The organism is Burkholderia sp. Bp8998, assembly GCF_003854235.1.
Taxonomy (GTDB): domain Bacteria; phylum Pseudomonadota; class Gammaproteobacteria; order Burkholderiales; family Burkholderiaceae; genus Burkholderia.
This window is the reverse complement of sequence record NZ_QTQF01000047.1, coordinates 17,281-42,340: the sequence shown is the minus strand read 5'-3', so window position 1 is coordinate 42,340 and position 25,060 is coordinate 17,281. Positions and strand designations below refer to the sequence as shown.

Here is a 25,060-nt window from a genome sequence, read left to right as displayed (position 1 = left end):
GGAATATGACGATTTCTCCCCTGCAAGTCGCCCCTGACGCCTCGGGGCCGCTCACACATGGTTTCCTGTTGGTCGAACCCACGACGCTGGCTCATGCACCTGAGCTGGCGGCACTCGATATGCGTCCGTGTACGCCGCGCATGCTGGCACACCGCGAGGAATTGATGCCCCGACTCGTCGACATCGCTGCGTTGGACGACGAAGCGCGTACGCTGGCAACCGCGTACTGGGTCGCGGAAACCCATATCGAACGCCCGCCCGTGGTGTGCGCATGGCTGGACAGCGAAGCGACTGCCGACGCAATCTGTGAACACCTCGCGCGCAATCTGGTTGGTCCGGGAGCGGACGGTAACCCGGCATTCTGGCGTTACTACGATCCGCGTGTGCTGAGCCTGATGCTCGCGGTGCTCGATTCGACTCAGCAACGGGCATTGTTTGGCCCGATTCAGGCGTGGCAGTTCGCGTGGGCCGGATATCGCTGGCGCGTATCGCGTCCCGGCGCTGGCGCCGCGAATGCCGATCAACAGTCGGGCTGGCCTCGCCCCGAGCAATGGCCGCGCATCAATTGCAGTGAAGCCGCGGATCGAGTGCTACGCAGGCTACCCGCGATGTCAGCCGAGCAGGCGGCGCAATTCCCCATCGCACTGGACCGGGTGTTCAATGAAGCGACGCTGAGCGGCCACGCGATGGATGTCGATGTGCTTGTCGAGTATGCGTCGCAGCACTTGCGACACGATCTTGCACGCGACGCCGAAACTCTAGGATCAAAACCATGACGACCAAAGGTTGCCCGCTGTGCGATCGCCAATCGCTGCTGATCTATCCCGTGCGATACGCGATCGCCTGTCCGCGTGGCGCGGCGAAAGCCCCGGCGCTGTCTGGCAATTTCAAAATTGACGGCCGTGCGCCCCAAGCCGTTGCCTCCGCCAAATACACGTTGCGTGCACTGCGCCAAGGCTATCTGTACACCTACGACGAGAAGCGCAAACGGCTCAGTGCTTATATGGTCCTGGATGATGGCAGTCTGTGGTATTTCCCGCCCGACACGACACCGCCGCCGGGGGACGCCAAAAGCGCACTCACCCAAAGCTGCATCGCGGGCTGAACGCACGCACAGCCCCGGTTCGGTTTCAGTCGACCTATGATGTGACCGTCTCACCATTGCAAATTCGATCGGCGCGGTATGCGCCGACGACGTTGGCGCCGTCGGCGGTGAGATTGCCCGCCGACGCGACCGGCGTGCTGTCGGTCAGCTTCACGTCAGCCGCCGGTCGGTTCACGACGGCCATTCCGGACGGTCCTGTACGCGTCTACCTCGCTGGCGAGCGGCCATTCGTCTCGTCGCTGCTGGACGCGTTGCTGCTGCGTTCGGCCGCCGCGTACGTCGAGGTGGATCGATGCGGGCGGTGGCAGGCGCTGTCGAAAGTGCCATTTGGAGCAGTGGGTTTCGCCGACGACGAACGCTTGTTGCCGGACAGCCAAACCGTTAGTCGGACTGCGACGACGTTCCGTTATCTGTTGGAATATTTCGCGTTTCCCGAGCTGTTCGACTTCGTCGATCTCGACATGGGACGCGTGCGGCGCGCAGCGCACGCGCCCGATGCTCGGGAACTGACCTTGCACATTGTGTTGCGCGGCACACCCGCGGAGTCGTTTGCCGCGCAGGCGCTCGCGTCGCTCGACGCAACAGCGTTCAAGCTATTCTGCACGCCTGTCGTGAATTTGTTTCCGGCAGCCGCTCGCCCCATCGTTCTGAAGGGGCAGGATGCCTATCCGGTCCGGCCGGTGCGACTTGCAAACCATTCTCCGCTCGGCGTGTATTCAATCGACGCGGTCTACCTGGGCGAGTTGTCCAAGAAAACAGACAAAAACGAGGACATGCCGCTCGAAAGCGAGCAGCCCAGAATTCCGGTGCGGCCGTATCAGGCCCTCGGCCACCATCCACGTCCCGATTCGTCGACGGTCTACTGGGTTGCGTTCCGTGATCGCGACGCTGGATCGCCCGACCGTCAACGCATGATGCTGTCGCTGGTCGGGCTGGACGGACGATCGACGCGGCCAACGCTACCGCAAATCGATGTAATGACTACCGTGACGAATCGCGACCTGCCAGCGCGCTTGCCGATCGGCAATTCGGTAGGCGATCTGCTGCTTGAAAACAAGAAGCTGGAATGTCCGATTCAGTTGATCACGCGGCCGACGTTGACGGCTGAACTTCCACGCGGCAACGGTGCATTGTGGCGTGTGCTTTCGACATTGTCACCGCATCCGCTCGATCTGACGCGCGATGGCCTGTCAGCCTTGAAGGCATTCCTGCGACTTCACGCGGTGCGCACGACGCCGCTCGCGCAGCGTTGCATCGACGCGATCACCGATCTGAACTACAAGCCAGCGATCAAATGGATGTCGCTGGATAATCAGTTCCCGTCGTTCGTGCGGGGCATCGAAATCATGCTGTCGATCGACGAAACCGCGTTGAGAGAAATCAGCCTGATCGTGTTCACGAAACTGCTCGAACGATTCTTCGCGCCGTATGGGCCGATGAACAGCTACGTTCAGTTAGTGGTGCGCTCGGCGCAGACTGACCAGGAATTGATGCGCGGCGCGGCCACGCCCGGTGCGCAGCCGCTGATTTGATTGGGGTGACACGCCAAGGTTGCCGCGTCGTCGAGTACGAATGTGCGGACTGCCGCGCGCATTGCGATTCGACACAAGTACAGAGTATGGAGATCGGGCGCGATCTCGTCACCAAATAGCCGGGCCCGGGGGGCGTCGGTCTAGCGCGTTTTGCATGCGCAGCCCATGTCTGAGTACACATCGCGTCGCGCCGGCTCGCAGCGCTCCCAGATCCGTCACTTCAACGCGCCTTCAGCCACCAGCACCTCATGCGCCGCCTTGAACGCACTGAGCCCATGCGGAATACCCGAATAAGCGGTTGCATGCAGCAGCGTCGCCTTGAGCTCGTCGACGCTCACGCCGTTGTTCAGCGCCCCCTTCACATGCAGCTTGAGTTCGTTGGTATGGCCGCCGGCGGTCAGCATCGCGAGGTTGAGCAGGCTGCGCGTCTTGCGGTCGAGCGTGTCGTCGCCCCATGCCCAGCCCCACGCCCAGGCGGTGGTGGCCCGCTGGAACGCCATCATGAAGGCGTCGGCTTTTTCCATCGACGCATCGACGTATTCGGGGCCGAGCACTTCCCGGCGGATCGGCAAGCCTTTCTGAAACAGCGCGTCGTCTTCATTCATGATTGATCTCCTTCGTTAATCCAAAGCCCCGGCGCCCGCCGGACACCGGCCGCGCGCACGCGAGGCGTCCTTCGACGCGAACAGGTAGCAAGCCATTGCGGTGGCGACGAGGCCCACCATCCACGACACGTCCGCGCCACCGAGAATCGATGCCCATGGGCCGTGGAAGAAGCTTTCCTCCATGAACGGCACCTGGACCGCGACGCCGAACACGTAGATCGCAATGGCCTTGACGTTGAACGAACCATACACGCCGCCATTGCTGCTGATGATCTCCGCGACGCGGTAATGCCGGTTGTTGACCAGGTAGAAGTCGATCAGGTTGATCGCGATCCACGGCGCCAGCACGATGCGCAACGCGAATCGGTACCGCAGGCGAATGCTGTCGCCCTCAACGCATCACGAACGGGTCGCTGATCGGCTCGTCCGACGTGCGCAGCCACACGGATTTCGTCGTCGTATATTCGAGCGCGGCGCTCAGGCCGCCTTCACGGCCGTGCCCGGACAGGCCGAAGCCGCCGAACGGCACGAGCGGCGACACGGCCCGATACGTGTTGATCCACACGATGCCCGAGCGCACGCGCTTCGACACGCGGTGCGCACGCGTGAGATTGGTCGTGAAGATGCCGGCGGCGAGACCGTAGGCCGTGCTGTTTGCTTTCTCGATCGCTTCCTGCTCGGAGTCGAACGTGTCGACCGACAACACCGGGCCGAACAGCTCCGTCGTGATGCTGTCGGCATGTTCGACGCCGGTGCAGTCGAGGATCGTCGGCGCGTAGTAATAGCCGTCGCGCGCCAGCCGCTTCCCGCCGGCGAGTACCTTCGCGCCCTGGCGCACCGAACTGGCGACGACCGCCTCGATGTTGCGAAGCTGGCGCTCGGTGCACAGCGGCCCGTACTCCGTTTCCCGCTCGTCGGGCGACCCCACGCGAATGCGCGACACGCGCTCGACCAGCAGGGAAAGGAACCGCTCCTTGACGGAAGCCTCGATCAGCAGACGCGAACCCGCGACGCAGCTCTGGCCGCTCGCCGCGAAGATCGCGGCGACCTGCGCATTCACCGCGCTCTGGATGTCGGTATCGGCGAACACGATGAACGGCGACTTGCCGCCGAGCTCCAGCGACACCTTCGCGAGATTGTTGGCCGTGTTCCGCACGATCTGGCGCGCGGTCTCGGGGCCGCCGGTGAACGCGACCTTGTCCACGCCCGGATGGCTGCTCAGCACCGCGCCGCATTCCGGGCCGAAGCCGGTGATGACGTTGACGACGCCTGGCGGAAACCCGGCTTCGTGCACGAGGCGGGCGAACTCCAGCAACGGCCCCGGCGCTTCCTCGGACGCCTTGAGCACGACCGTGCAGCCGGCCGCGAGGGCCGGGCCGACCTTGACCGCGGACAGGAATAGCTGGCTGTTCCAGGGCACGATCGCGGCGACCACGCCAACGGGCTGCCGCTCGAGCCACACCTGCATGTCGGGCTTGTCGACGGGAATGCTGCTGCCTTCGAGCTTGTCGGCGATACCGGCGTAGTAGCGGTAATACTCGGCGACATACGCGATCTGGCTCGACGTTTCCCGGATGATCTTGCCGGTGTCGTTCGTTTCGATTTCGGCGAGCCGCGGCGCGGCGCGTTCGACGAGTTCGGCGAGCTTGTACAGCAGCTTGCCGCGCGCGGATGCGGACAATCCCGCCCAGGCCGGATCGGTCAATGCGCGGCCGGCCGCCGTGACCGCGCGGTTGACCTCGTCGGTGCGCGCTTCGGGCATCTGCGCCCATACGGTGCCGGTTGCGGGATTGATGCTGCCGAAGGTCGCGGCGCCGGGTTCGAACTTGCCGTCGATATACAGCTGAAAGTGCGCGTTCATGGCATCACCACCTTATTGGAACGCAGGCATCACGTCCCGGATCATCCGCTCGAGCGAAGCCTTCTTGCGCTCGAAGCTCATGCCGGTATCGATCCAGAACGAGTACTCGTCGAAGCCGAGCGCTTCGTAAGCCTTCAGGCGCGCGATGACTTCCGCGGGCGTGCCGATCACGTTGTTCTTGCGCATGGCTTCCGGCGTGTAGAACGGGTGCGCGGCGATTTCCTCGCTGGTCAGCGGCTTGATCATCCCGCGGCTGATCGGACGCTCGTTCTTGAACCACGCACCGAAGTAGTTGTAGAACACGTTGACTTCATCGGCGGCCACTTGCGCGTCGTCCTCGCTGCTCGCCACATAGGTGTGACGCAGCAGCATGATCTTCGGGCGCGGCATGTCGCTGAATTTCTCGCACGCGGCGTTGAAGTGGCCGACCAGCTTCTCGACTTCCTCGTCGCCGAGGTGCAGCGGCGTGACCTGCACGTTGCAGCCGTTGGCCACCGCGAACTCGTGGCTGTTCGGATCGCGCGCGGCCACCCAGATCGGCGGATGCGGCTGCTGCAGCGGCAGCGGCGACGACGTCGTCGCCGGGAATGTCCAGAACTCGCCGTCATGCGCGTAATCGCCTTCCCACAGCTTCTTCACGGCGGGAATGAGTTCGCGCATGCGCTGGCCCGCACCCCATGCATCGAGCCCCGGTATCAGGCGCTCGTATTCGAACGCGTATGCGCCGCGCGCGATCCCGAGTTCCAGGCGGCCGCCCGAGATGATGTCGGTCATCGCGGCTTCGCCGGCGAGCTTGATCGGGTGCCAGAACGGCGCGACGACCGTGCCCGTGCCCAGCCGCACGCGCTTCGTCTTGTTGGCGAGATCGGCGAGGTTGATGAACGGGTTCGGCGCGATCGTGAAATCCATGCCGTGGTGCTCGCCGGTCCAGACGGCATGCATGCCGCCGCGATCGGCGATCTGGCACAGCTCGACCATCTCGTCGTACAGCTGCTTTTGGCTGGTCTGGTCGGAGACGCGCTCCATGTGAACGAAAAGCGAAAAACGCATGATGTGACCTTTCAGGAAAGAAGCGGGCGGACGGTGCCGGTGCTGTGGTCGCCGAAATAGAGGCCGTAGCTTTTCAACTGGCTCTCCCTGCGATAGCGCTCGAGCATGCTGGCGACGGCGCTGTCCTGGAACGCGCTGGTCTCGATGTCGTCGAGGCTCACGAATTCACCGGCGACCGCCACTTCGTCCGGTGCGCTGCAGAGGAACGAGATGTACTGGTAGTGCGTCTCGGTATTGTTGTAGACCGAATAAATGAAGCTTGCCGAAGCGTCCGGCTGGTATTGCCTGAAGAGTTCGGCGAGCGCCTTGTCGGCGCCTTCGTTGCCGATTTCCCTGGTGGGCAGCGCCCACTTGCCGTCGGCCGTCTTCACCATGAGCACCTTGTCGTCGCGCGTGATGATCGCGCTCACGATCACCTTCGGGCCGGCGATCACTTCGGCCGACAGCTTCGCCGGCGTGAAATAGCCGCCGCGGTAATAGCCGAGCCCCGCGTAGCCGGCGGAATGGAACGCCTCGACCTTGCCGATGATGAGCGCGTGATCGCCCGCGTCGATCACCGCGTGCGTCGTGCAGTCGAACCACGCGCTGACGTCGTCGATCAGCGGGTTGCGATGGTTGCTCAGGTGCCAGCCGACCTGCGCGAAGCGATCGTCGCTCGGCCGCGCGAAGGTGTTGGACAGGTCCTTTTGCCCTTCCGCGAGGATGTTGATCGCGAAGTGGCCCGTGGTCGAGAACGTCTGGAAATTGCTCGATGTCTTCGCGATGCTGACGAGCAGCAACGCGGGGTCCAGCGACACGGACGAGAACGAGTTCGCGGTGAAGCCGAGCGGCTGGCCGTCATCGCGCGCGGTGGTGACGATCGTCACGCCGGTCATGAACGCGCCGAATGCATCGCGCAGCTCGCGAGTGTTGATCGTCGGGGCTTCCTGGCGGGTTGCTTGGCTCATGTCACACTTCCGATTTCAGGGTTTCCGCGTGCGGCACGGTCTGCAACCAGGCACGCAGCGCGCGATTGACTTCCTCGGGCGCGGTCAGGTTCACCATGTGGCGCTCGTTCTCGATCACGACGGCGTTGCCGTCATGCGCGGCCTGCGCCATCTGCCGCGCCATCTCGGGCGTCGAATTCGGGTCGTCCGATCCCGTCAGCACAAGGGCAGGGCAGGCGATCCGGTGCCAGCCGTCGGCATACACGTCGTCGCCCCTCGCGAACGCGGTGTACGCGGTGGCGTAGCCCGCGAGGTCGACGGACTGCAGCCACGCTTCCACCTTGTGCGCGGCGGCCTGCTGCGCTTCCTCCGCGTTGAACCAGCGCCGCAACGGCGTATCGACGTCGATGGTGCCCGAGCGCAGTTCGGCGGCGCGCTGCAGGACGGCTTCGCGCGCCTGCTCGGTGCGGCGGTACACACCGTTCAGGACTGCCACGCGCTTGACCAGATCGGGCCGCGTCACCGCGACGCCGGCGGCGATCAGCGAGCCCATCGAGTGGCCGGCCAGGTTGACGGGGCCGACCTGCAGCGCCTCGATGAACTCGATCGCCCACTGCACGAACTGCTGCAGCTCGGCGTCGGTGTCGAGCGCATCGCTCGTGCCGTGGCCCGGCATGTCGACGGCGATCACGCGGAAATCGCGCGACAGGTCATCGATCTGCGGATACCACGCGCCCGCCTGCATGCCCACCCCGTGAATCAGCACCAGCGGTTCGCCGGCACCCTGGTCGAGGTAGTGGGCGATGCGCTTATTTGACAGCGGCAGGGTTCTTGACGTCATTTCCGAGCTCTGCGAGATCCTTGTAGCGGTCGCCGATGCGGTGATGCGGACGGCCGGCGGTGGCGGCGCCGATGGCGATGACCAGTTCGTCGGCGGCCGGTGCGTCCGCGATCGAGAACTGGAGCGTCAGGTAGTGCGAGCGGCGGCCTTCGTCGTTCTTGTCCATCATCGGAATCAACAGCGGCGCATTGGCCGGGCCGCGCGTGTTGTTGAACGCGAGGTACGACTTCGCGCCGACGGCGGTGCGATAGGTGTTGCCGAAGTGCAGCGTGTGGATCAGCGCGGACGCATGCTCGATCTCACCGTCGAGGCCGACGATCGCGCTCTTGCCGAACGCCTCGACCGCGTCGCCCGAACCGGCTTCGTCGAGGATCATCTTCGTCAGGTGTTCGCTGAGCTGCGGCGCCAGCGCGCGGATCTCCGGCGACAGGTCCTCGACGTACCCGCGGCCTGCCCACGGGTTCTTGATCACGGCGACCGCACCAATCATCTTCAGCGGCTTGGCGGCGACCTTGTCGCCATCCACGTAGAGCGTCTCGACATGGAGGACGGATTTCCGAATCAGGCTCATGGCACCTTCCTTTCGTGCGTTGATTGTGGGATTCATTGTGGTATACCATGTTACGGCATGCCATGAGTGTTAACCCGTGTCTCAGAATTTCCCGAAACTGGAGGCGAGAAATGAGTGCGTACTGGATTGCCCACGTGCAGGTGCTGGATCCCGCGAAGTACAAGGACTACACGGACATCGCGCCGCTGGCGTTCCGGAAGTTCGGCGCGGTGTTCCTGGCGCGCGGCGGCGCATCGCAGGTGCTGGAAGGCGAGGCGTTCGAGCGCCACGTCGTGATCCGGTTTGCCGACATGCAGACGGCGCTCGCGTGCTATCACTCGCCCGAATACCAGGCGGCGAAGGCGAAGCGGGATGGACATTGCCGCGCCCAGATCGCGATCGTCGAGGGCCTCGAAGGCTGATCGCGTGGCTGACGGCGCGTGCGCGGGCGCGGGATGGAAAGCGCGGACAGTTGGGTCATAATATGGCATTCCATGCCTGCGCCCGGCGCATCGCCGGGTTCGGGCCACCCATCCGCTTCCAGAGTGCCGCTTATGCAAGACCTCAAAATCGACCGCAATGCCAAGACCTTGCGCGAACTGACGCTCGACAAACTGCGCGGCGCGATCGTGCAGGGGTATTTCCGGCCCGGCGCACGGCTCGTCGAACGCACGCTGTGTGACGAGCTTGGCGTGAGCCGCACCGTGGTGCGCGAGGTGCTCCGGCATCTGGAGACCGAAGGGCTGGTCGAGACCGTGTCGCGGCAAGGGCCGGTGGTCGCGCGGCTCGACCCCGCGCAAGTCGGCGAGATCTACGAGTTGCGCGGCCTGCTCGAAGCGAATGCCGCGCGCGCATGCGCCGAGGGCGCGACACCTGAAGTCGTGCGGCAGCTGCGCGAAGTCCGCGCGGTGATCGAGGATGCGTTCGAGAAGCAGGATCTGCCGCGTGTGCTCGAGTACACCGAGCGCTTCTATGAAACGCTGTTCGAAGCGGCCGGCAAGCAGGTGTCGCTGACGGTCGTCAAGACGCTCAACGCGCGCATCAATCGCTTGCGCGCGCTGACGATCGCGATGCCGGGGCGCGGCGGCGATTCGAACACCGAGATGAACCGGCTGCTCGACGCGATCGAGCGGCGTGACGGCGAGGCGGCTGCGGCGGCGTCCGCCGCGCACATCAAGCGGGTTTCCGAACTCGCACTGTCGGCGCTCGCGCAGCAGCAGGACGAAGCTGTCACCGACAACTGACGGAATCCCGGGCGCGCGATCGAAGCGCGCTTGAACTGCAAAGGCCGCCGGCATCATGCCCGCGGCCTTTTGTTTTGTCTGTCAATTGACCGGACGGAATCAGATGCAAGACCCGCTGTCGTTGCCTCATGGTTTTCCATGATTATTGACGCATTGTTGTGGACCATAAGATGGCATACCATAATCTCATCGAGTAACGCAGTGATCACGGAGTACGTCATGGCTGAGTCGACGACCGGACAAATCGCGCAACAGGCATTCGTGTCTGCGGTCGGGGCGCGCCCCCGTGTAGGGGCGATTCTCGAACATCGCGACGGACTCGTGCTCGTCGATACGCCGCAAGGCCTGCGCTTGCCGTCCGGCATCCGGCTCGAACCGGCGAGTGATGCGGCGAGCCTGCGCGGCGTGCTCGCGAAGCTCGGCCTCAACGCACATCTCGACTGCCTGTTCGCCGTATTCGAATCGGCCGGCGAGCGCGAGCCGGGCGTCCATATCTATTACCGCGGCCGCGTGATTCAGTCCGGGTCGCCGTGGTTCGACAGCAGCATCCGCATCGTGCCGCTCTGGCAGGTGCCGTGGGACGAGATCGCCGACACCGCCGTGCGCTCGATGCTCGAACGCTACGTGCGCGAACGCCGGCAGGACGCGTATGGCATCTATGTCGGCGACACGGAAGCCGGCACGGTGCAGCCGCTCGCGCTCGCGCACTGACGGCGCCGGCCGGAACCGGCGCGCCGCCGCGCGCGGATGGCCCGCAACGCCACCGCAGCTGCGACACGACGATGAACGACAAGATCGAGAAGCCGGCGCGGCTGGCGCCGCCGGCCTGAACACGTGTATTCGAATGGCTGCCGTTTCGGTGGCCGCGAGCCGCAACCGTTTCCCCCTGGAGAGAGACCATGAGCAGCAGAAGCAACCCGCGTTTCGCAGCATCGCGCCTCGTCTGTATCGCCCCGTTGGTCGCGCTGTGCGCCACGCCCGCGCTGGCCGCGGACCCGATCGTGTTCACGAGCTGGGGCGGCACGACCCAGTCGTCGCAACAGAAGGACTGGGCGCAGCCGTTCACGCAGGCGAGCGGCATCAACGTGCTGATGGACGGGCCGACCGACTACGGCAAGCTCAAGGCGATGGTCGACAGCGGCAACGTGAGCTGGGACGTGGTCGACGTGGAGGGCGACTTCGCGTACGCCGCGGAAAAGGCCGGGCTGATCGAGCCCATCGACTATTCGGTGGTGAAGAAGGCCGAGCTCGACCCGCGCTTCGCGACGCCTTCCGCGGTCGGCAGCTTCTATTACTCGTTCGTGCTCGGCTACAACAAGGCGAAGTACACGGGCGCGCAGCCGCAGAACTGGGCGGACCTGTTCGATACCAAGCGCTTCCCGGGCAAGCGCACGTTCTACAAGTGGTCGGCGCCGGGCGTGCTCGAGATCGCGCTGCTCGCCGACGGCGTCGCGCCCGACAAGCTGTATCCGCTCGACCTCGACCGCGCGTTCAAAAAGCTCGACTCGATCAAGGGCGACATCGTCTGGTGGAGCGGCGGCGCGCAGTCGCAGCAGCTGCTCGCGTCGGGCGAAGCGCCGGTCGGCATGTTCTGGAACGGCCGCCTGCATGCGCTCGCGCAGACCGGCGTGCCGGTCGGCATGTCGTGGAACCAGAACCTGACCGCCGCCGACATGCTCGTGATCCCGAAGGGCGCGAAGCATCGCGACGCGGCGATGAAGTTCCTGGCCGCCGCGACGAGCGCGCAGGCCCAGGCGAAGTTCGCGGCCGATACGGGCTATGCGCCGATCAACGTGAAGTCGGCCCCGCTGATGCCGCCGGCGATCGCCAAGACGCTGCCCGACCAGTACAAGACCTCGCAGATCAATCTCGACATGAAGTACTGGGCCGAGAACCGCGACGCGATCGCGAAGCGCTGGTACGCGTGGCAGTCGAAGTAAGCTGGCCGGGAAACAGGGAATCGGCACGCGTTCCGGTCAGGATGACGAACCGAATCGAACCGGACCGGCCGGGCAACGCATCTGCATGGGGCCAGGGCAGCCGGCGCTGAAGCGCCGGCCCTGGCCGAAAAAGGAGAAACCATGCCAAACGTATTGAGTACCATCGCGCATCCGCCCGCGGCGAAAGCGCGCAAGCGGCGCGACTGGCGCAGCATGCGGCTGCTGACGCCCGCGATGCTGCTGCTCGTGATTTTCTTCCTGTTGCCGGTGCTGTCGCTGCTGTTGCGCAGCGTGCTCGAGCCGACGCCCGGGCTGCACAACTACGCGCAACTGCTCGGCTCGACGACGTACGTGCGCGTGTTCGGCAATACGTTTCTCGTGGCGACGGTCGTGACGCTCGTCACGTTGCTGGTGGGCTTTCCGATGGCGTGGCTGCTCGCGATCGCGCCGCGCCGGCTCAGTGCCGTGCTGTTCGCGATCCTGCTGCTGTCGATGTGGACCAACCTGCTCGCGCGGACGTTCGCGTGGATGGTGCTGCTGCAGGGAACCGGGCCGATCAACCGCGCGCTGATGGCGATCGGCGTGATTCACGAGCCGCTGTCGCTCGTGAACAACCTGACGGGCGTGACGATCGGCATGACCTACATCATGCTGCCGTTCCTCGTGATGCCGCTGCACGCCACGCTGCGCAGCATCGACCCGTCGACGCTGCGCGCCGCCGCGGTGTGCGGCGCGAGCCGCTGGCAGGCGTTCTGGCGCATCCTCGTGCCGCTCGCGATGCCGGGCGTGGCCTCCGGCGCGCTGATGGTATTCGTGATGGCGCTCGGTTACTTCGTCACGCCCGCGCTGCTGGGCGGCCCGTCCTACATGATGCTCGCGGAACTGATCGCGCAGCTCGTGCAGGAACTGCTGAACTGGGGCCTTGCCGGCGCCGCGGCATTCGTGCTGCTCGCCGTGACGCTCGCGCTCTATGCGTTGCAGCTGCGCTTCACCGGCAGCGCGCGTGCCACCACCGGAGGTCGCTGAAATGTTGCTCGATTTCGATCGCCTGGGCGCGCTGCGCTGGGTTCTCGTGGCCGTGGGCGCGGCCGTCGCGCTGTTCCTGCTGTTGCCGATCTTCTTCATCGTCGCGCTGTCGTTCGGCGATTCGCAGTGGCTGATCTTTCCGCCGCCGGGCTGGACGCTCGAATGGTACCGGCAGCTGTTCACCGATGCGGGCTGGATCGACTCGCTGCTGACCAGCGCGAAGCTGGCGGTGATCGTCACGGTGCTGTCCGTCGCGATCGGGTTCCTCGCTTCGTTGGCGCTCGTGCGCGGCAAGTTCCGCGGCCGCGAGGCCGTGCGGGGTTTCTTCCTCACGCCGATGGTGCTGCCCGTCGTCGTGCTTGCCGTCGCGCTCTATGCGTTCTTCCTGCGCATCGGCCTGAACGGCACGATGACCGGCTTCGTGATCGGCCACCTCATCATCGCGCTGCCGTTCTCGATCATCTCGATCAGCAACTCGCTCGTGAGCTTCGACACGGCGCTGGAAGACGCCGCGCTGATCTGCGGCGCGTCGCCGCTCACGGTGAAGCTGCGCGTCACGCTTCCCGCGATCCGGCTCGGCCTCTTTGCCGCCGCGATCTTCGCGTTCCTCGCATCGTGGGACGAAGTCGTGGTGTCGATCTTCATGTCGAGCCCGACGCTGCAGACGCTGCCCGTGCGGATCTGGGCGACGTTGCGGCAAGACCTGACGCCCGTCGTCGCGGCCGCGTCGTCGCTGCTCGTCGCACTGACGACCGTATTGATGCTGGCGGGCGCCGTCGTGCGCCGCGCACGCGCTCACTGAGGTAACACGCCATGACTGCATTCCTGCAAATCCAGCGCCTGCGCAAGACTTACGACGACGTCGTCGCGATCGACCAGGTGTCGCTCGACGTCCGCAAGGGCGAATTCATGACCTTCCTCGGACCGTCGGGTTCGGGCAAGAGCACCACGCTCTATATCGTCGCGGGCTTTCAGGAGCCGACCGACGGCCGCGTGCTGCTCGAGGGCAAGTCGCTGCTGTCGGTCGCGCCGAACCAGCGCAACATCGGGATGGTGTTTCAGCGCTATACGCTGTTCCCGCATCTCACCGTGGGCGAGAACGTCGCGTTCCCGCTGCGGGTGCGCCGCCGGCCTGAAGCCGAAATCCGCGCGAAGGTGGAGCAGATGCTGAAGCTCGTGCATCTGTCCGAGTGCCGCGACCGGATGCCCGCGCAGCTCTCCGGCGGCCAGCAGCAGCGCGTCGCGATTGCGCGTGCGCTCGCCTACGATCCGCCGGTGCTGCTGATGGACGAGCCGCTTTCCGCGCTCGACAAGAAGCTGCGCGAGGAAATCCAGCTGGAGCTGCGCCGCATTCACCAGGAAACGGGCGTGACGATCCTCTATGTCACGCACGACCAGGAGGAAGCGCTGCGCCTGTCGGACCGCATCGCCGTGTTCAACCAGGGGCGCATCGAGCAGGTCGGCACCGGCGAGGAGCTCTATGCGAACCCGGCTTCGCGCTTCGTCGCGAGCTTCATCGGCAATTCGAATTTCCTGCCGGTCAAGGTGACGAAGCACGGCGACGGCCGCATGGGCGGCGTGTTCCCCAACGGCCTCGAGATGGCGTCCGACATGTTCCATCCGACGCTCGCCGCCGGCGACGAAGGCGCGCTGATGATCCGCCCGGAACAGATGCGCATCAGCTCGCTGCAACGCGCCGGCGATTCGCATGGTTCGAGTGGTACTGCGGGCCTGCCCGTGACCGTGCGCGACGTCACCTATCTCGGCGATGCGATGCACTACGCGGTGGCGACGCCGTGGCAGCAGGAGATCTCGATCCGAATGCCGGCCGCGCATCGGCACGACAACGGCATCGTGATCGGTGCGCAGGCGCTCGTCGACTGGGACGCGCGCGACGTGCGCCTGTTCGCGCAAGCCTGACGGCGGCAGCCATGTGTCCCGCACTGCCGTCCCTGAAAGTGCAGCGGCCCACCGCCACGCTGCGCGAGCTCGCGCTCGAGAAAATGCGCAACGCGATCCTGGATGCGCACTTCCAGCCGGGCGAGCGGCTGGTCGAGCGCGCGTTGTGCGAGATCCTGGGCGTGAGCCGAACCGTCGTGCGCGAGGTCCTGCGGCATCTGGAAACGGAAGGGCTGGTCGCGTCGATTCCGAACCAGGGGCCGATCGTCGCAATCCTCGACTTCGACACGGCGGCCGAGATCTACGAGATGCGCGCGTTGCTGGAAGGCGAGGCGGCGATGGCCTGCGCGCAGCATGCCGACGCGCCTCTGGTCGCCGACCTGTCGGCGTGCATCGACCAGATCCGGCAAGCGTTCGACGCGCAGGATCATCAGGCGGTGAAGGCGCTCACGTCGGCATTCTACGAGCGCATGTTCATCGCCGGGAAAAAGCATGTCGCGTGGGAGATCGTGCAGACGCTGATCGCGCGGATCAACCGGTTGCGTGCGCTGACGATCGCCTCCGACGATCGCGGGCACCAGGCGGTCGAGGAGATGCGCGCGATCCTCGCGGGCATCGAGACGGGCAACGGGGAGGCGGCGCGCGAAGCCGCCATCGCGCACGTGCACCGGGTGGCCGAGATCGCGCGCAAGCTGCTGGCCCATGGTCACGAAAATGCTTCGTGGCGTCAGGCGGGGTAGTGCGTTTTACTTCGTGACGCCGTTCTTGTCATCGCTACTTTGCACTGCGGCATTCTTATCCCGGAAGGAACGAACGTGGAATTGAACACGCTGTTGAAGGATCCGGCGCTCTTGCGTCATCAGGCTTATATCGACGGGCAATGGTGCGAGGCCGACTCGGGCGAGCGCTTCGACGTGCTCGATCCGGCGACGGGCGCGACGCTTGGCGGCGTTCCGTCGATGGGCGCGGCAGAGACGTCGCGCGCGATCGACGCCGCGAATGCGGCATGGCCGGCGTGGCGTGCAAAGACGGCGAAGGAGCGCGCGCGCATCCTGCGCCGCTGGTACGCGCTCATGATCGAACACGCCGATGACCTCGCGCTGATCCTCACGGCCGAACAAGGCAAGCCGCTTGCCGAGGCGAAGGGCGAAATCGTCTACGGCGCTTCGTTCATCGAATGGTTCGCCGAAGAGGGCAAGCGCGTGGCCGGCGACACGCTCGCGACGCCCGCGTCGGACAAGCGGCTCGTGGTCGTCAAGGAGCCGGTGGGCGTGTGCGCGGCGATCACGCCGTGGAATTTCCCGAACGCGATGATCACCCGCAAGGTGGGGCCGGCGCTCGCGGCCGGCTGCCCAATCGTCGTGAAGCCGGCCGAGGCGACGCCGTTCTCGGCGCTCGCGCTGGCGGTGCTTGCCGAGCGCGCGGGGGTGCCGAACGGCGTGCTCAACATCGTCACCGGCGACCCGAAGGCGATCGGCGGCGCGATGACGAGCAGCCGCGTGGTGCGCAAGCTGTCGTTTACCGGATCGACCGGCGTGGGGCGGCTGCTGATGGCGCAAAGCGCGCCCACCGTGAAGAAGGTCACGCTCGAGCTCGGCGGGAACGCGCCGTTCATCGTGTTCGACGATGCCGATCTCGATGCCGCCGTCGAAGGGGCGATCGCGTCGAAGTACCGCAACAACGGGCAGACGTGCGTGTGCACCAATCGCTTCTACGTGCACGACCGGGTTTACGACGCGTTCGCCGCAAAGCTGGTGGCGGCGGTGAAGGGCCTGAAGGTCGGGCACGGCATCGAAGGCGGCGTGACGCTGGGGCCGCTGATCAACGAAGCGGCGGTCGGCAAGGTCGAAGCGCATATCGCGGACGCCCTCGGCAAGGGCGCGACGCTCGCCGCCGGCGGCAAGCGGCATGCGCTCGGGCATGGCTTCTTCGAGCCCACGGTGCTCCTGAACGTCACCGCGCAGATGGACGTTGCGAGAGAGGAGACGTTCGGGCCGCTCGCGCCGCTGTTCCGCTTCTCGAGCGACGACGAGGTGGTGACGCTCGCCAACGATACCGAGTTCGGGCTTGCCGCGTACTTCTACAGCCGCGACATCGGGCGCGTGTGGCGGGTGGCCGAGCAGCTCGAATACGGAATGGTCGGCATCAATACGGGCCTCATTTCGAACGAGGTCGCACCGTTCGGCGGCGTGAAGCAGTCGGGGCTCGGCCGCGAAGGCTCGCATTACGGCATCGACGATTACCTCGTCATCAAGTACCTGTGCATGGCGGTCTGATCGTCGGTTGGCCTGGCTGACGTGTGTACGTGGTTGTCCGGAGACGTCAACGTACGCGCGGTCGCACGGGGAAACACATCGGAGCGTGGCCGGGCACGGAAATCGCTCCGACATGCAAATGAACGCTGCACTGACAAACGTCCGTGGTTCAGGCCGCCTGCATTGGTAAAAATCTCCCGCCCATGCGGGAATCGCGTGCAGCGTTGAAAAAGAGCGGCGGCGAAGCACGAGCTGATGCCGTACGGTGTCAAGGGGCAACGCCATGCACGCATTTACGAATTGGAGCCCATTGGTCTCGCTGATCGCCGGAATTCTGATCCTGGTGGTCCCGCGCCTGCTGAATTACATCGTTGCAATCTATCTGATCGTCATAGGGTTGCTCGGGCTTTTCGCCGGACATATCCACTGACGAGTCGCCTGGCCATTCGGTCTTCGGCAACGAACCCGGGCGCGTCGGAATCTAGATCTGTTCGACGCGCACCTCGGCTGAATCCCTGGGCACGGTCAATCGCGTGCGGCCAAGCAATGCATCCGCCGGCGCGCTTCCGTCCGGGTTCAACGGCTTCACCTTGTTGAACGTGACGGAAAAGTGTTCCGGCGTGACGGTGGCCGACGCATAACCCTGCGCGTCGTGGTCGGCGTGGCACAGGTCGGGGTTGTTCGCCATCAGGAAGCTGTCGAGTTTGGCCGGGGTGGCCGCCATCGACGCGAGCGGCGTACCGTTCCATGCGACTTTCATGTAGGAATAGAAGGACGCGCTGCTGATTCCGGCGCAGACGAAATCGACGATCACGGGCACCCCCGTCGCGGGATCGGGATCGTCCCGCACGACGCCGCACTGAAATGCATGCAGATCCCCGGTGATCGCGACGACGTTACGGATCCCGTGCTCCCTCAAGTAAGCGAGCAGTTCGTGCTTGTGTGCGGGATAGCCGTCCCACGCGTCGCAATCGACCACGAGGCGAGCCGCCGGTGTCTTGGGTGCGCCTGGCATCAGGAGCCACAGACGGTTCAGCATCACCTCGTTGCCCCACACCTTCCAGGTTGCCGGCGAGTCTTTCATCGCGGCCTTCCACCATTGCGTCTGTTCCGGGCCGAGCATCGACGGCGGGCGCCCCAACTGCTCGGAATCGCGCGCCTGGTAACGTTGCAGCACGTCCTGCTTGACGAAGTAGCGCGAGCCGGCTGCATCGTCCCCATGCACCGGGTCGTGCGCGTTCGCGCGCGCGATGGCTGCCTCGCTCACGACATGGTCGTCCCGATACAGCCGCTCGTCCGTCATCACCAGGTGCATTAGCAGACCGAAACGAAAATCGCGGTAGATGCGAATGTTCGTGTACGACGGATTATTCGGCTCGAAGCGCACATCGCCCCAGTCCACCGGCATGTACTCCGCCCACGCGCGACTCGCGCTGCGGCGCCGCCGGGTTTCCTGCCGCTCCTCGTTGGTGTAGACCTGATGATCCTGCCAGCAGTCGTCGGAAAACTCGTGGTCGTCCCAGATCGCGATCATCGGCAGGCGCTGGTGCAGCGTCTGGAGGCGCGGATCGGTACGATAGGTGCGATAGAGCGTCCGGTAGTCGTCGAGCGAATCGGCATACGCGCGGCCGTTCGCGAGCGGCTTGCCGTCGGGCAAGCGCAGCGGAGGATGCGCCGGCTCGGCACGGCCGGGGGGAGAGGTCCCGACCGCTTCATAGATGTAGTCGCCCACGTGCACGACGAAATCGAGATCGCGTTCGGCGGCCAGCAGCGTCATCGCCTGCCAGTGGTTGACGCTCCAGTCCTGGCAGGTGAGCCACGCGAAGCGAACCTGTTCGTTGGCCTCGTTTGCCTCCGGCGCCGTGCGTGCGACACCCGTCATGCTCACGTGGTCACCGGCGACGAACCGGTAGTGATAGGTGGTCTTCGGCGAGAGCGTCGTCACCTTCACGCGCACCGTGAAGTCGAAGATGGCCAGCGCCCTCAGCGGGACGCTGGCGACGCGCGTCGAGAAATCCGGCAGCGTCGATACTTCGAGTCGAAGCGGTACCGCGCGCACGCTGCTTCTTGCAGGGTGCTGGACGTCCCGGGATACCGGCACGCATCGCGTCCAGAATACGATGGAGCGATCGCGCGGATCGCCGCTTGCGACACCTTGCGGGAATCGATCGGGATTCGTGCGCACGGCACCGACCGACAGCTTCGCCCGTGGCGCGTTGTGCATGGCGGTGGCAGCCGCAATGGTAAAAAACGCCGACGACTTGAGGAAATGGCGACGATCCATTGGTCCTCCCGATCGACATGCGGTGGGTGCGGGAAGCACTGCGGCAGGCGTCCGCTTCTGTCGCTCGATACGCTTGCCACCGCCCCATGGCGCGCGCAGATGGAGCAGTCGATCCGGAACATTACTGCGAAGATCGACGCCTGAAAAGGCGTGGGAACCCCATTTCGAGCCGCACGCGACCCGGCGGCGGGCACCTTGTCTGCAATCGCCACGAAATTCCGCACATATCGCGGATTGCCCGGAAATCTGATTTCGCGGTATCCGCCCATGGCTCGCGCAAACGATCGGCAGGTCGAACGTGATGGTGCCGGCGAAATCATCAGACATGCTCATTCGCGGAGGATTCAGGAACACGAATTGCTCGATACCGTGTAGCAAACTCGGGGAGTGTGAAATGCACATCGGCCACACCGTCGGCAAGGCGGCCGCATGGCTTTCCGTTGTCGTCGCCCTGGCGCTTGCAGTACTGGTGATCGTCATTGTGACGTTCGACTGGAATCGAGCCCGGCCTTGGGTCGACGACAAGGTGTCGGACGCAATCGGACGGCAGTTCGCCATCAATGGCGACCTGCGTGTCGGGTGGCGCCGGCCCGTGAGCGAGCAGGGCTGGCGTGCATGGGTGCCATGGCCGCGATTCAGCGCACGCAATGTCACGATCTCCAATCCCGATTGGGCGCGCACGAAGTATTTCGTCACGCTGGACGAGATCAGTTTCGAAGTCGAGGCGCTGCCGCTGACGGCACGCCGCATCGTGATTCCGGCCATCGATCTGGTCAATCCGTCCGTCGACCTCGAACGCCTCAAGGACGGTCGGGTCAACTGGACGTTCAAGCTCAAGGAGCCCGCGCATCGGGGCGGATGGACGCTCGACCTGCATCAGATTGCATTTGCCCAAGGCAATCTCGGCTACTACGACCAGCAAAAGCAGTTCGACCTGAGCGCCGTGATCGACACGCTCGGCCGGCCGATCCCGTTCGACGCGGCGGTGAAGCAGCAGGAGGCGCTGGCGCACCACGAATCGGCACAGGCTGTCGGGCCGGCAGGTCAAAAAAAGCTCGCGGCCCAGACGCACGCCGGTGCGACGCAGCCGGGGGTGCCTGCGTCGGGTGCCGACGCGGCGTCCCGCGCATCGGCAGCGGCCTCGCAAGCGGTGGTCGCCGCTTCGCATGCCGCAGCGACGAAATCCAGCAACACGATAGCCCCGGCGCCGGCGGCGTCGAGCGCATCCGCAGCCGCCGCACCGGGTGCAACGGCCTCGGCGACAACGAGCGCATCGGCGGGCGCGGCGCCCGCGGCATCCGCCACCGTCGGCACGTACACGATCGGCTGGACCGTCAAGGGGACCTACAAGAAGGGGCATGTCGCCGGCACGGGCAAGATCGGCAATTTGCTGGACGTGCAGGGCACGCAACGCCCATTTCCGGTTCAGGCCGATTTGCGCTTTGGCGATACGCACCTCGCGCTCGTCGGCACGGTGACGGATCCGTCTCACCTGGCGGCGGTCGATCTCCGACTGTGGCTCGCGGGCACCAGCATGGCCCACCTGTATGACGTCACGGGCATCACCCTGCCCGAAACCTCTCCGTATGCGACCGACGGCCGACTGGTCGGCCAACTCCGGGCGTCAGGCAACGTCTTCAAGTACGAGGGCTTCACGGGACGCGTCGGCGGCAGCGATCTCAACGGCACGTTGGTGTACGTTTCGCGCGAACCGAGGCCGCTCTTGTCCGGTACGCTGGAGTCAAGGCTGCTGCAGTTCTCCGACCTTGCCCCGCTGATCGGTGCCGACACGAATGCCAGCAAGGCGCGGCGGGGCGCCGCCGTCGCGCAGCCCGCGAACAAGGCGTTGCCGGTCGAGCGATTCCGAACGGAGCGCTGGAAGAAGATCGACGCCGACGTCCGGTTTACCGGGCGGCGCATCATCAAGACCGCGAGCCTGCCGATTACCGACCTGTCGACCCACGTCATCATGCAGGACGGTGTGCTGACGCTCAATCCGCTGAACTTTGGCGTCGCGGGCGGTACGCTTGCTTCGAACATCCATCTGGACGGCAGCGGCGTCCCGCTCAAGGGGCGGTTCACGCTGCGGGCGCGGCATCTGAAACTCAAGCAGCTGTTCCCGACCTTCAAGGTGATGCAGACAGCGCTCGGCGAGGTCAACGGCGATGCCGCGCTATCGGCCACCGGCAATTCGCCGGCGGCACTCGCAGCGACTTCCAATGGCGAAGTGAAGACCTTGGTCACCGACGGCACGGTGAGTCTCCTGCTGATGGAAGCCGCCGGGCTGAACGTTGCCAACGTGGTGTACGAGAAACTGTTCGGCACACGTGACGTCAGGATCAACTGCGGCGTGGCCGATTTCGTGGTCACCAATGGCGTGCTCGACTCGCGCGTATTCGCGCTCGACACCGATGATGCAGTGATCGGCATGGACGGTAACGTGAACCTGCGAGACGAGACCATGAATCTCACGATTCATCCTCATACCAAGGGATTCCGGGTGATATCGCTGCGCTCGCCACTGTATGTCACGGGATCCTTCAAGCAACCGCACGTCGGGGTCAAGGCCGGGGCACTGATCGCGCGTGGCGGGGCCGCGATCGGGCTGGGCTTGCTGAATCCGGTTGCAAGTCTGCTCGCGTTGGTGCAGCCAGGCCGCAATCGCCCGTTGCCGTGCCAGCAGATGCTGACCGACATGGAGAAGCGCCCGACGGCGCCGCCGCCGGGAATCCGGCAGAAGACGAAGGCTGTGCCGGCGTACATGAACGGGCTGCCGGGTGCTGCGGCGGCATCGGCAGCTTCGGGAGCTTCGGCAGCTTCCACGCCGGCTGGTGCGAAACACAAGTAGTGATCGTGCACGTCCGCTCCCGTCGAACTGACGTGGCGGCCGGCATTCAGGTAGTGCGGGGCATGGATGAGCGCAGGTTTCTTTCAGATGGCCTGCGGGCATCTCCATCCGGCATCGATCGGTGGTCGGCCGGATTCGGTCGCGCTCGTTGGAGCGTTCAACATTGAATGGGTCAGGTGACTTGAAGGAGGGGAAAGAAAATGATGCGATTAATTGCATGGATATTGATTGCCGGCATCGCCGGTCTCGCCGGCTGCAATACGGTGGCGGGCGCAGGTCAGGACATTTCCAAGGGCGGCCAGGCAATCAAGAATGAGGCACAAGAAGCCAAATAGCGGCGCGAATGAACGCGCGCGCCAGTGAAACATGGAGACAGGTTGATCGGGAGAGCCCGCTCGCGGAGGCGAAAGCCGGAGAAGTGAGTGGGCTGGTCCCTATGGTCCCTGTTGCCCGAGGCCACCTATAATTGCTGTCAGCTTGTCCAGTCAATCGCGGTTATCAAGATGAGGGGGTGTCCAAATGGGGCAGTGCCGTCGCATCTATTCGCGCTTCGTCCTCTCAACCTCGATCGCCGGCCTGGCAATGCTGGCCGGCCCGGGCGTCGCGCATGCCGAGGACAGCCCTTCGAGCGTAACGCCCGGGTTCAAGCCATCGGAAAGAACGATCGACGTCTATGCGGTGTATGGCGACGGACGCTCGACCGAAGGCGGCGATATGCATTGGCGTGCATACGAAGTCGGTTTCGGCGACGTCTTGAATGACTATCTCTCGGTCTACCTCGCGTATGTGAACGAGGGGCATCCCCTGGATCACCACCGTGACGGCTTCGCCGCCCTGGGTTCGTTTCGTTGGCCGGTCGGCAATCGCCTGGCGCTCGAATTGTCGGCGGGGCCGTATTTCAGCATGGACACGACCCATGTCGACAATCAGGCGCGTAATGAAAAACGATGGGGTGTGCGTGCGTCGGCGGCGGTGCGGTATTACGTCGTTCCCGAGCGCTTCTACCTCAAGGTGCAGTACAACCACGTCCAGATGATTGGCGGATTCAATTCCGACGCGGTGCTTTTCGGCATCGGCTCGGATTTTGGCGGCGATCCTGGCCCGGCATTTTCGGACGGCAAGACGCAGGTGAGCGTTTGGGCAGGGACGTCGCAGACGAACCGTCCGCAAGTGCCGATCGAAAAGGGATATATGGTCGAAGTCAAGCGGCCGCTGGGCAATGCGTGGGCCTATTCGGCGAGTTTCATCTACGAAGGCAACAATGGCGTCGCCGGCCGACGAGGTGTGGCCGCGCAACTCTGGTACGTCGCGCCGATCAGGAGCAAATGGGCGCTTTCGGCAGGTGTCGGTCCGTATCTCTCGCGTGATCGGAACGAGCCCTCGAGTAAAACGAGACTCAATGCGTTGCTCAGCGCGCAGGTGACCTATCAGGTCACGAACGATTGGGCGGCGAGCTTGCGTTTCAATCGAGTCGCAACCGGCAACGACAAGGACCAGGACATGTTCATGGTCGGCGTGGCGCGCAATTTCTAGGGGTTATTCCCATGCGCAGGCCCGTTCTGTTTAGCGCGTCGAGAAGCGGCACATTAGCCGCTTGCTACTCGAGCCTGGCGCCGGAACGGTATCGACTCGAAAGCGGATATCTCCGTCCAGCCACGACACTTTAAAAATGCCGCAATGGGATCGATGTAAAGACGCTAAAACATACTACCGACATCGGTTGATGAAACAGAAAATGCCATCCGCGCGGCAGTACAGAAGCCAAAACCGGATGAACCGCATTCCTGGTCGGCATGCGTTTAGCTGACGCTATCGATTGTCATCACGGTTGTGCATATAATATCGACGGAGTAGTCGATGGCCTTGTGCCTCGACATGGGTGGCTGTTCGGCCATTTATCAATTTTCAAGGAATCCTTTCATATCCATGGCTACCTACCTCGAACTTAAAGCGCAGGCAGAAGCGCTGGCGCAGCAAGCGGAAAAAGCGCGGCTCGCCGAACTGGAAAGCATCATCACGGCGATGCGTGAACAGATTGCCGAGTATGGCCTCACGCCGGATCAACTGTTCGGGCGACGCCGTTCCGCGCCATCGGGCAGCGCCGCCGCGCCGGTCGCACCGAAGTATCGCGATCCGAAAACGGGTGCAACGTGGAGCGGGCGCGGCAGGGCCCCGCAATGGATTGCAGGCGCGAAGAACCGGAATCGGTTTTTGATCGAGCAGTAAACGGAGTCGACGGTTGAGTCCGATGCCGTCAACACTACCCGATGGGAAATACCGCGCGACGTGTCGTGAGCGGACGATCTTTGCCGCCAAGGCAATGGGACACGGCGAGGTATTTCCGGACGCCGAATTGACCGTAACGGATGGATGGGCCACCTTCACCCGCAATGGCGTTGAAGTGTGGAATTGCAGTGCGCGCTACGCCGCGGCGCACTTCGACGTTCAATCCGCCTAGGAAGCGCCGCAGATGAGCGAACTGGTTCAGATTGCGCCGGGTGTCGTGTTCTCATCCGACGTGCTTGGCATCGCGTGGGTGCGAAAATATCGGCTGGACGGCGGGAATGGGCCGCCAACCGGCAATGCACAGTCCGCAGCCCGGCCGGGCCGACCTGACGAGGAGGGCGACCTGGCCGGTCACGCAAGCCTGTCGGGCCAATTGTCGTTGCTGTAGGCCAGGCGATGGCGGGTCAGGCATTCCGCAACCAGATGTCAACTTCACTTGATCTTGAACGAATAGTCACCGTGCGTGCGATGTCCGTCCGGCGCGACTGCGACCCAATGCACCGTGTACGTGTCGGGCGGTAACGTTGGCAGCGCAACACGTATCGACTTCGTGTCGTTCGGATCGACTTCGGCCTTTGCAGTATTCACTTGCTTGCCATTTGAACTCCTGACGGTCAGCGAACTGAACGCAGGCTCGAGCGGTCCGTCGAACTCGATCGCCACGCTGGTCGGCGCTGCCACTTCGGCTCCCGCCGTCGGAGACTGCTTTTGCGGAAACACATGGGCGAATGCCGTCGACGCGATCAGGGCGCCTGTCGCGATGGCTGCTGCGCGCGAACCGTGACGAAGTCGCTTGAATGTTGCCATG

Annotated in this window: 26 protein-coding genes and 1 pseudogene; 18 read left to right on the top strand and 9 right to left on the bottom strand. The window is 64.4% G+C overall.

The features are described 5' to 3' along the window. The first annotated feature begins 5 nt into the window (after positions 1–5). The 3 genes from DIE06_RS32460 to tssF are packed head-to-tail and all read left to right on the top strand — an operon-like array spanning position 6 to position 2,637. Entirely contained in the window at positions 6–776 is a 771-nt protein-coding gene (locus tag DIE06_RS32460; protein WP_124664929.1) for a DUF4123 domain-containing protein, read from the top strand. Next, positions 773–1,105, top strand: a complete 333-nt coding sequence (locus DIE06_RS32455) for a toxin VasX (RefSeq protein WP_311767652.1) — start codon at positions 773–775, stop codon at positions 1,103–1,105. The genes DIE06_RS32460 and DIE06_RS32455 overlap by 4 nt, the downstream gene beginning before the upstream one ends. Next, on the top strand, positions 1,027–2,637 hold the full coding sequence (tssF, locus tag DIE06_RS32450; protein WP_260433846.1) for a type VI secretion system baseplate subunit TssF: 1,611 nt from the start codon (positions 1,027–1,029) through the stop codon (positions 2,635–2,637). The genes DIE06_RS32455 and tssF overlap by 79 nt, the downstream gene beginning before the upstream one ends. A gap of 215 nt (positions 2,638–2,852) precedes the next feature. Here tssF and DIE06_RS32445 read toward each other — a convergent pair whose 3' ends face one another. From DIE06_RS32445 to DIE06_RS32415, 7 genes are read right to left on the bottom strand one after another with little or no spacing between them, the layout of a single operon-like run. Beyond that, a complete protein-coding gene (locus DIE06_RS32445; RefSeq protein ID WP_124664928.1) occupies positions 2,853–3,242 on the bottom strand; it encodes a carboxymuconolactone decarboxylase family protein in 390 nt (129 codons plus the stop codon). A 15-nt stretch (positions 3,243–3,257) separates the two neighbouring features. Continuing rightward, entirely contained in the window at positions 3,258–3,599 is a 342-nt protein-coding gene (locus tag DIE06_RS32440; RefSeq protein ID WP_260433845.1) for a cytosine permease, read from the bottom strand. A 34-nt stretch (positions 3,600–3,633) separates the two neighbouring features. After that, on the bottom strand, positions 3,634–5,103 hold the full coding sequence (locus DIE06_RS32435) for an aldehyde dehydrogenase (protein ID WP_124664927.1): 1,470 nt from the start codon (positions 5,101–5,103) through the stop codon (positions 3,634–3,636). Between the two features lie 12 nt (positions 5,104–5,115). Further along, on the bottom strand, positions 5,116–6,153 hold the full coding sequence (locus tag DIE06_RS32430) for an LLM class flavin-dependent oxidoreductase (protein WP_124664926.1): 1,038 nt from the start codon (positions 6,151–6,153) through the stop codon (positions 5,116–5,118). 11 nt (positions 6,154–6,164) lie between these two features. Further along, on the bottom strand, positions 6,165–7,100 hold the full coding sequence (locus DIE06_RS32425) for a flavin reductase (RefSeq protein ID WP_124664925.1): 936 nt from the start codon (positions 7,098–7,100) through the stop codon (positions 6,165–6,167). A gap of 1 nt (position 7,101) precedes the next feature. Beyond that, positions 7,102–7,920, bottom strand: a complete 819-nt coding sequence (locus tag DIE06_RS32420; protein ID WP_124664924.1) for an alpha/beta fold hydrolase — start codon at positions 7,918–7,920, stop codon at positions 7,102–7,104. Continuing rightward, positions 7,889–8,491 (bottom strand): amino acid synthesis family protein, encoded by a 603-nt coding sequence (locus DIE06_RS32415; RefSeq protein WP_124502075.1) that lies wholly within the window; start codon positions 8,489–8,491, stop codon positions 7,889–7,891. Before DIE06_RS32415 ends, DIE06_RS32420 begins: the two co-directional genes overlap by 32 nt. Before the next feature lie 110 nt (positions 8,492–8,601). On the opposite strand from DIE06_RS32415, the gene DIE06_RS32410 reads away from it, so the two are divergent. The 10 genes and pseudogenes from DIE06_RS32410 to DIE06_RS32365 all read left to right on the top strand — a co-directional run bounded on the left by DIE06_RS32410 (position 8,602) and on the right by DIE06_RS32365 (position 17,264). Further along, on the top strand, positions 8,602–8,892 hold the full coding sequence (locus DIE06_RS32410) for a DUF1330 domain-containing protein (RefSeq protein ID WP_124664923.1): 291 nt from the start codon (positions 8,602–8,604) through the stop codon (positions 8,890–8,892). 132 nt (positions 8,893–9,024) lie between these two features. Next, a complete protein-coding gene (locus tag DIE06_RS32405; protein ID WP_124664922.1) occupies positions 9,025–9,714 on the top strand; it encodes a GntR family transcriptional regulator in 690 nt (229 codons plus the stop codon). A gap of 267 nt (positions 9,715–9,981) precedes the next feature. Next, a pseudogene (locus DIE06_RS32400) lies at positions 9,982–10,425 on the top strand (flavin reductase); the annotation flags it as partial. 188 nt (positions 10,426–10,613) lie between these two features. Beyond that, entirely contained in the window at positions 10,614–11,654 is a 1,041-nt protein-coding gene (locus tag DIE06_RS32395; RefSeq protein ID WP_124664921.1) for an ABC transporter substrate-binding protein, read from the top strand. A 141-nt stretch (positions 11,655–11,795) separates the two neighbouring features. Further along, positions 11,796–12,680, top strand: a complete 885-nt coding sequence (locus DIE06_RS32390; protein ID WP_124664920.1) for an ABC transporter permease — start codon at positions 11,796–11,798, stop codon at positions 12,678–12,680. 1 nt (position 12,681) lies between these two features. Continuing rightward, positions 12,682–13,482 carry an ABC transporter permease gene (locus tag DIE06_RS32385; RefSeq protein WP_124664919.1) on the top strand — a complete coding sequence of 267 codons (801 nt, stop codon included), beginning with the start codon at positions 12,682–12,684 and terminating at the stop codon, positions 13,480–13,482. Positions 13,483–13,493: 11 nt separating this feature from the next. Beyond that, on the top strand, positions 13,494–14,600 hold the full coding sequence (locus tag DIE06_RS32380; protein WP_124664918.1) for an ABC transporter ATP-binding protein: 1,107 nt from the start codon (positions 13,494–13,496) through the stop codon (positions 14,598–14,600). 11 nt (positions 14,601–14,611) lie between these two features. Next, on the top strand, positions 14,612–15,319 hold the full coding sequence (locus DIE06_RS32375) for a GntR family transcriptional regulator (protein ID WP_124664917.1): 708 nt from the start codon (positions 14,612–14,614) through the stop codon (positions 15,317–15,319). 75 nt (positions 15,320–15,394) lie between these two features. Further along, a complete protein-coding gene (locus tag DIE06_RS32370; RefSeq protein WP_124664916.1) occupies positions 15,395–16,855 on the top strand; it encodes an NAD-dependent succinate-semialdehyde dehydrogenase in 1,461 nt (486 codons plus the stop codon). 262 nt (positions 16,856–17,117) lie between these two features. Further along, the gene (locus tag DIE06_RS32365; protein WP_124615271.1) at positions 17,118–17,264 is read left to right on the top strand and encodes a DUF3096 domain-containing protein; all 147 of its coding nucleotides are present in this window, start codon (positions 17,118–17,120) and stop codon (positions 17,262–17,264) included. A 51-nt stretch (positions 17,265–17,315) separates the two neighbouring features. On the opposite strand, the gene DIE06_RS32360 is transcribed toward DIE06_RS32365, so the two are convergent. Continuing rightward, positions 17,316–19,118: an alkaline phosphatase gene (locus tag DIE06_RS32360; protein WP_124664942.1), complete on the bottom strand. Its 1,803-nt coding sequence runs from the start codon at positions 19,116–19,118 to the stop codon at positions 17,316–17,318. Positions 19,119–19,512: 394 nt separating this feature from the next. Between DIE06_RS32360 and DIE06_RS32355 the strand changes: the two genes are divergently transcribed. From DIE06_RS32355 to DIE06_RS32330, 5 genes are all read left to right on the top strand, one after another. Next, positions 19,513–21,966, top strand: coding sequence for an AsmA family protein (locus DIE06_RS32355; protein WP_124664915.1), 2,454 nt, complete (start codon positions 19,513–19,515; stop codon positions 21,964–21,966). Between the two features lie 200 nt (positions 21,967–22,166). Then, the gene (locus tag DIE06_RS32350) at positions 22,167–22,301 is read left to right on the top strand and encodes an entericidin A/B family lipoprotein (RefSeq protein WP_124664914.1); all 135 of its coding nucleotides are present in this window, start codon (positions 22,167–22,169) and stop codon (positions 22,299–22,301) included. Positions 22,302–22,485: 184 nt separating this feature from the next. Then, positions 22,486–23,499 (top strand): hypothetical protein, encoded by a 1,014-nt coding sequence (locus tag DIE06_RS32345; RefSeq protein WP_124664913.1) that lies wholly within the window; start codon positions 22,486–22,488, stop codon positions 23,497–23,499. Between the two features lie 393 nt (positions 23,500–23,892). Continuing rightward, complete coding sequence (locus tag DIE06_RS32340; RefSeq protein ID WP_124664940.1) at positions 23,893–24,192, top strand: H-NS family nucleoid-associated regulatory protein; 300 nt, start codon at positions 23,893–23,895, stop codon at positions 24,190–24,192. A 244-nt stretch (positions 24,193–24,436) separates the two neighbouring features. Next, on the top strand, positions 24,437–24,640 hold the full coding sequence (locus DIE06_RS32330; protein ID WP_124664912.1) for a hypothetical protein: 204 nt from the start codon (positions 24,437–24,439) through the stop codon (positions 24,638–24,640). A gap of 44 nt (positions 24,641–24,684) precedes the next feature. On the opposite strand, the gene DIE06_RS32325 is transcribed toward DIE06_RS32330, so the two are convergent. Beyond that, the gene (locus DIE06_RS32325) at positions 24,685–25,059 is read right to left on the bottom strand and encodes a copper resistance protein CopC (protein ID WP_124664911.1); all 375 of its coding nucleotides are present in this window, start codon (positions 25,057–25,059) and stop codon (positions 24,685–24,687) included. Position 25,060: the final 1 nt, after the last annotated feature.

Excerpts from the sequence above, each read along its gene's own strand:
- DIE06_RS32380 (WP_124664918.1), top strand. The coding sequence starts at position 13,494 with ATGACTGCATTCCTGCAAATCCAGCGCCTGCGCAAGACTTACGACGAC.
- DIE06_RS32410 (WP_124664923.1), top strand. The coding sequence starts at position 8,602 with ATGAGTGCGTACTGGATTGCCCACGTGCAGGTGCTGGATCCCGCGAAG.
- DIE06_RS32430 (WP_124664926.1), bottom strand. The coding sequence starts at position 6,153 with ATGCGTTTTTCGCTTTTCGTTCACATGGAGCGCGTCTCCGACCAGACC.
- DIE06_RS32390 (WP_124664920.1), top strand. The coding sequence starts at position 11,796 with ATGCCAAACGTATTGAGTACCATCGCGCATCCGCCCGCGGCGAAAGCG.
- DIE06_RS32345 (WP_124664913.1), top strand. The coding sequence starts at position 22,486 with ATGGGGCAGTGCCGTCGCATCTATTCGCGCTTCGTCCTCTCAACCTCG.
- DIE06_RS32340 (WP_124664940.1), top strand. The coding sequence starts at position 23,893 with ATGGCTACCTACCTCGAACTTAAAGCGCAGGCAGAAGCGCTGGCGCAG.
- DIE06_RS32455 (WP_311767652.1), top strand. The coding sequence starts at position 773 with ATGACGACCAAAGGTTGCCCGCTGTGCGATCGCCAATCGCTGCTGATC.
- DIE06_RS32425 (WP_124664925.1), bottom strand. The coding sequence starts at position 7,100 with ATGAGCCAAGCAACCCGCCAGGAAGCCCCGACGATCAACACTCGCGAG.
- DIE06_RS32395 (WP_124664921.1), top strand. The coding sequence starts at position 10,614 with ATGAGCAGCAGAAGCAACCCGCGTTTCGCAGCATCGCGCCTCGTCTGT.
- DIE06_RS32360 (WP_124664942.1), bottom strand. The coding sequence starts at position 19,118 with ATGGATCGTCGCCATTTCCTCAAGTCGTCGGCGTTTTTTACCATTGCG.
- DIE06_RS32325 (WP_124664911.1), bottom strand. The coding sequence starts at position 25,059 with ATGGCAACATTCAAGCGACTTCGTCACGGTTCGCGCGCAGCAGCCATC.
- DIE06_RS32420 (WP_124664924.1), bottom strand. The coding sequence starts at position 7,920 with ATGACGTCAAGAACCCTGCCGCTGTCAAATAAGCGCATCGCCCACTAC.
- DIE06_RS32415 (WP_124502075.1), bottom strand. The coding sequence starts at position 8,491 with ATGAGCCTGATTCGGAAATCCGTCCTCCATGTCGAGACGCTCTACGTG.
- DIE06_RS32375 (WP_124664917.1), top strand. The coding sequence starts at position 14,612 with ATGTGTCCCGCACTGCCGTCCCTGAAAGTGCAGCGGCCCACCGCCACG.
- DIE06_RS32355 (WP_124664915.1), top strand. The coding sequence starts at position 19,513 with ATGCACATCGGCCACACCGTCGGCAAGGCGGCCGCATGGCTTTCCGTT.
- DIE06_RS32365 (WP_124615271.1), top strand. The coding sequence starts at position 17,118 with ATGCACGCATTTACGAATTGGAGCCCATTGGTCTCGCTGATCGCCGGA.
- DIE06_RS32350 (WP_124664914.1), top strand. The coding sequence starts at position 22,167 with ATGATGCGATTAATTGCATGGATATTGATTGCCGGCATCGCCGGTCTC.
- DIE06_RS32405 (WP_124664922.1), top strand. The coding sequence starts at position 9,025 with ATGCAAGACCTCAAAATCGACCGCAATGCCAAGACCTTGCGCGAACTG.
- DIE06_RS32445 (WP_124664928.1), bottom strand. The coding sequence starts at position 3,242 with ATGAATGAAGACGACGCGCTGTTTCAGAAAGGCTTGCCGATCCGCCGG.
- DIE06_RS32330 (WP_124664912.1), top strand. The coding sequence starts at position 24,437 with ATGAGCGAACTGGTTCAGATTGCGCCGGGTGTCGTGTTCTCATCCGAC.
- DIE06_RS32385 (WP_124664919.1), top strand. The coding sequence starts at position 12,682 with ATGTTGCTCGATTTCGATCGCCTGGGCGCGCTGCGCTGGGTTCTCGTG.
- DIE06_RS32460 (WP_124664929.1), top strand. The coding sequence starts at position 6 with ATGACGATTTCTCCCCTGCAAGTCGCCCCTGACGCCTCGGGGCCGCTC.
- DIE06_RS32435 (WP_124664927.1), bottom strand. The coding sequence starts at position 5,103 with ATGAACGCGCACTTTCAGCTGTATATCGACGGCAAGTTCGAACCCGGC.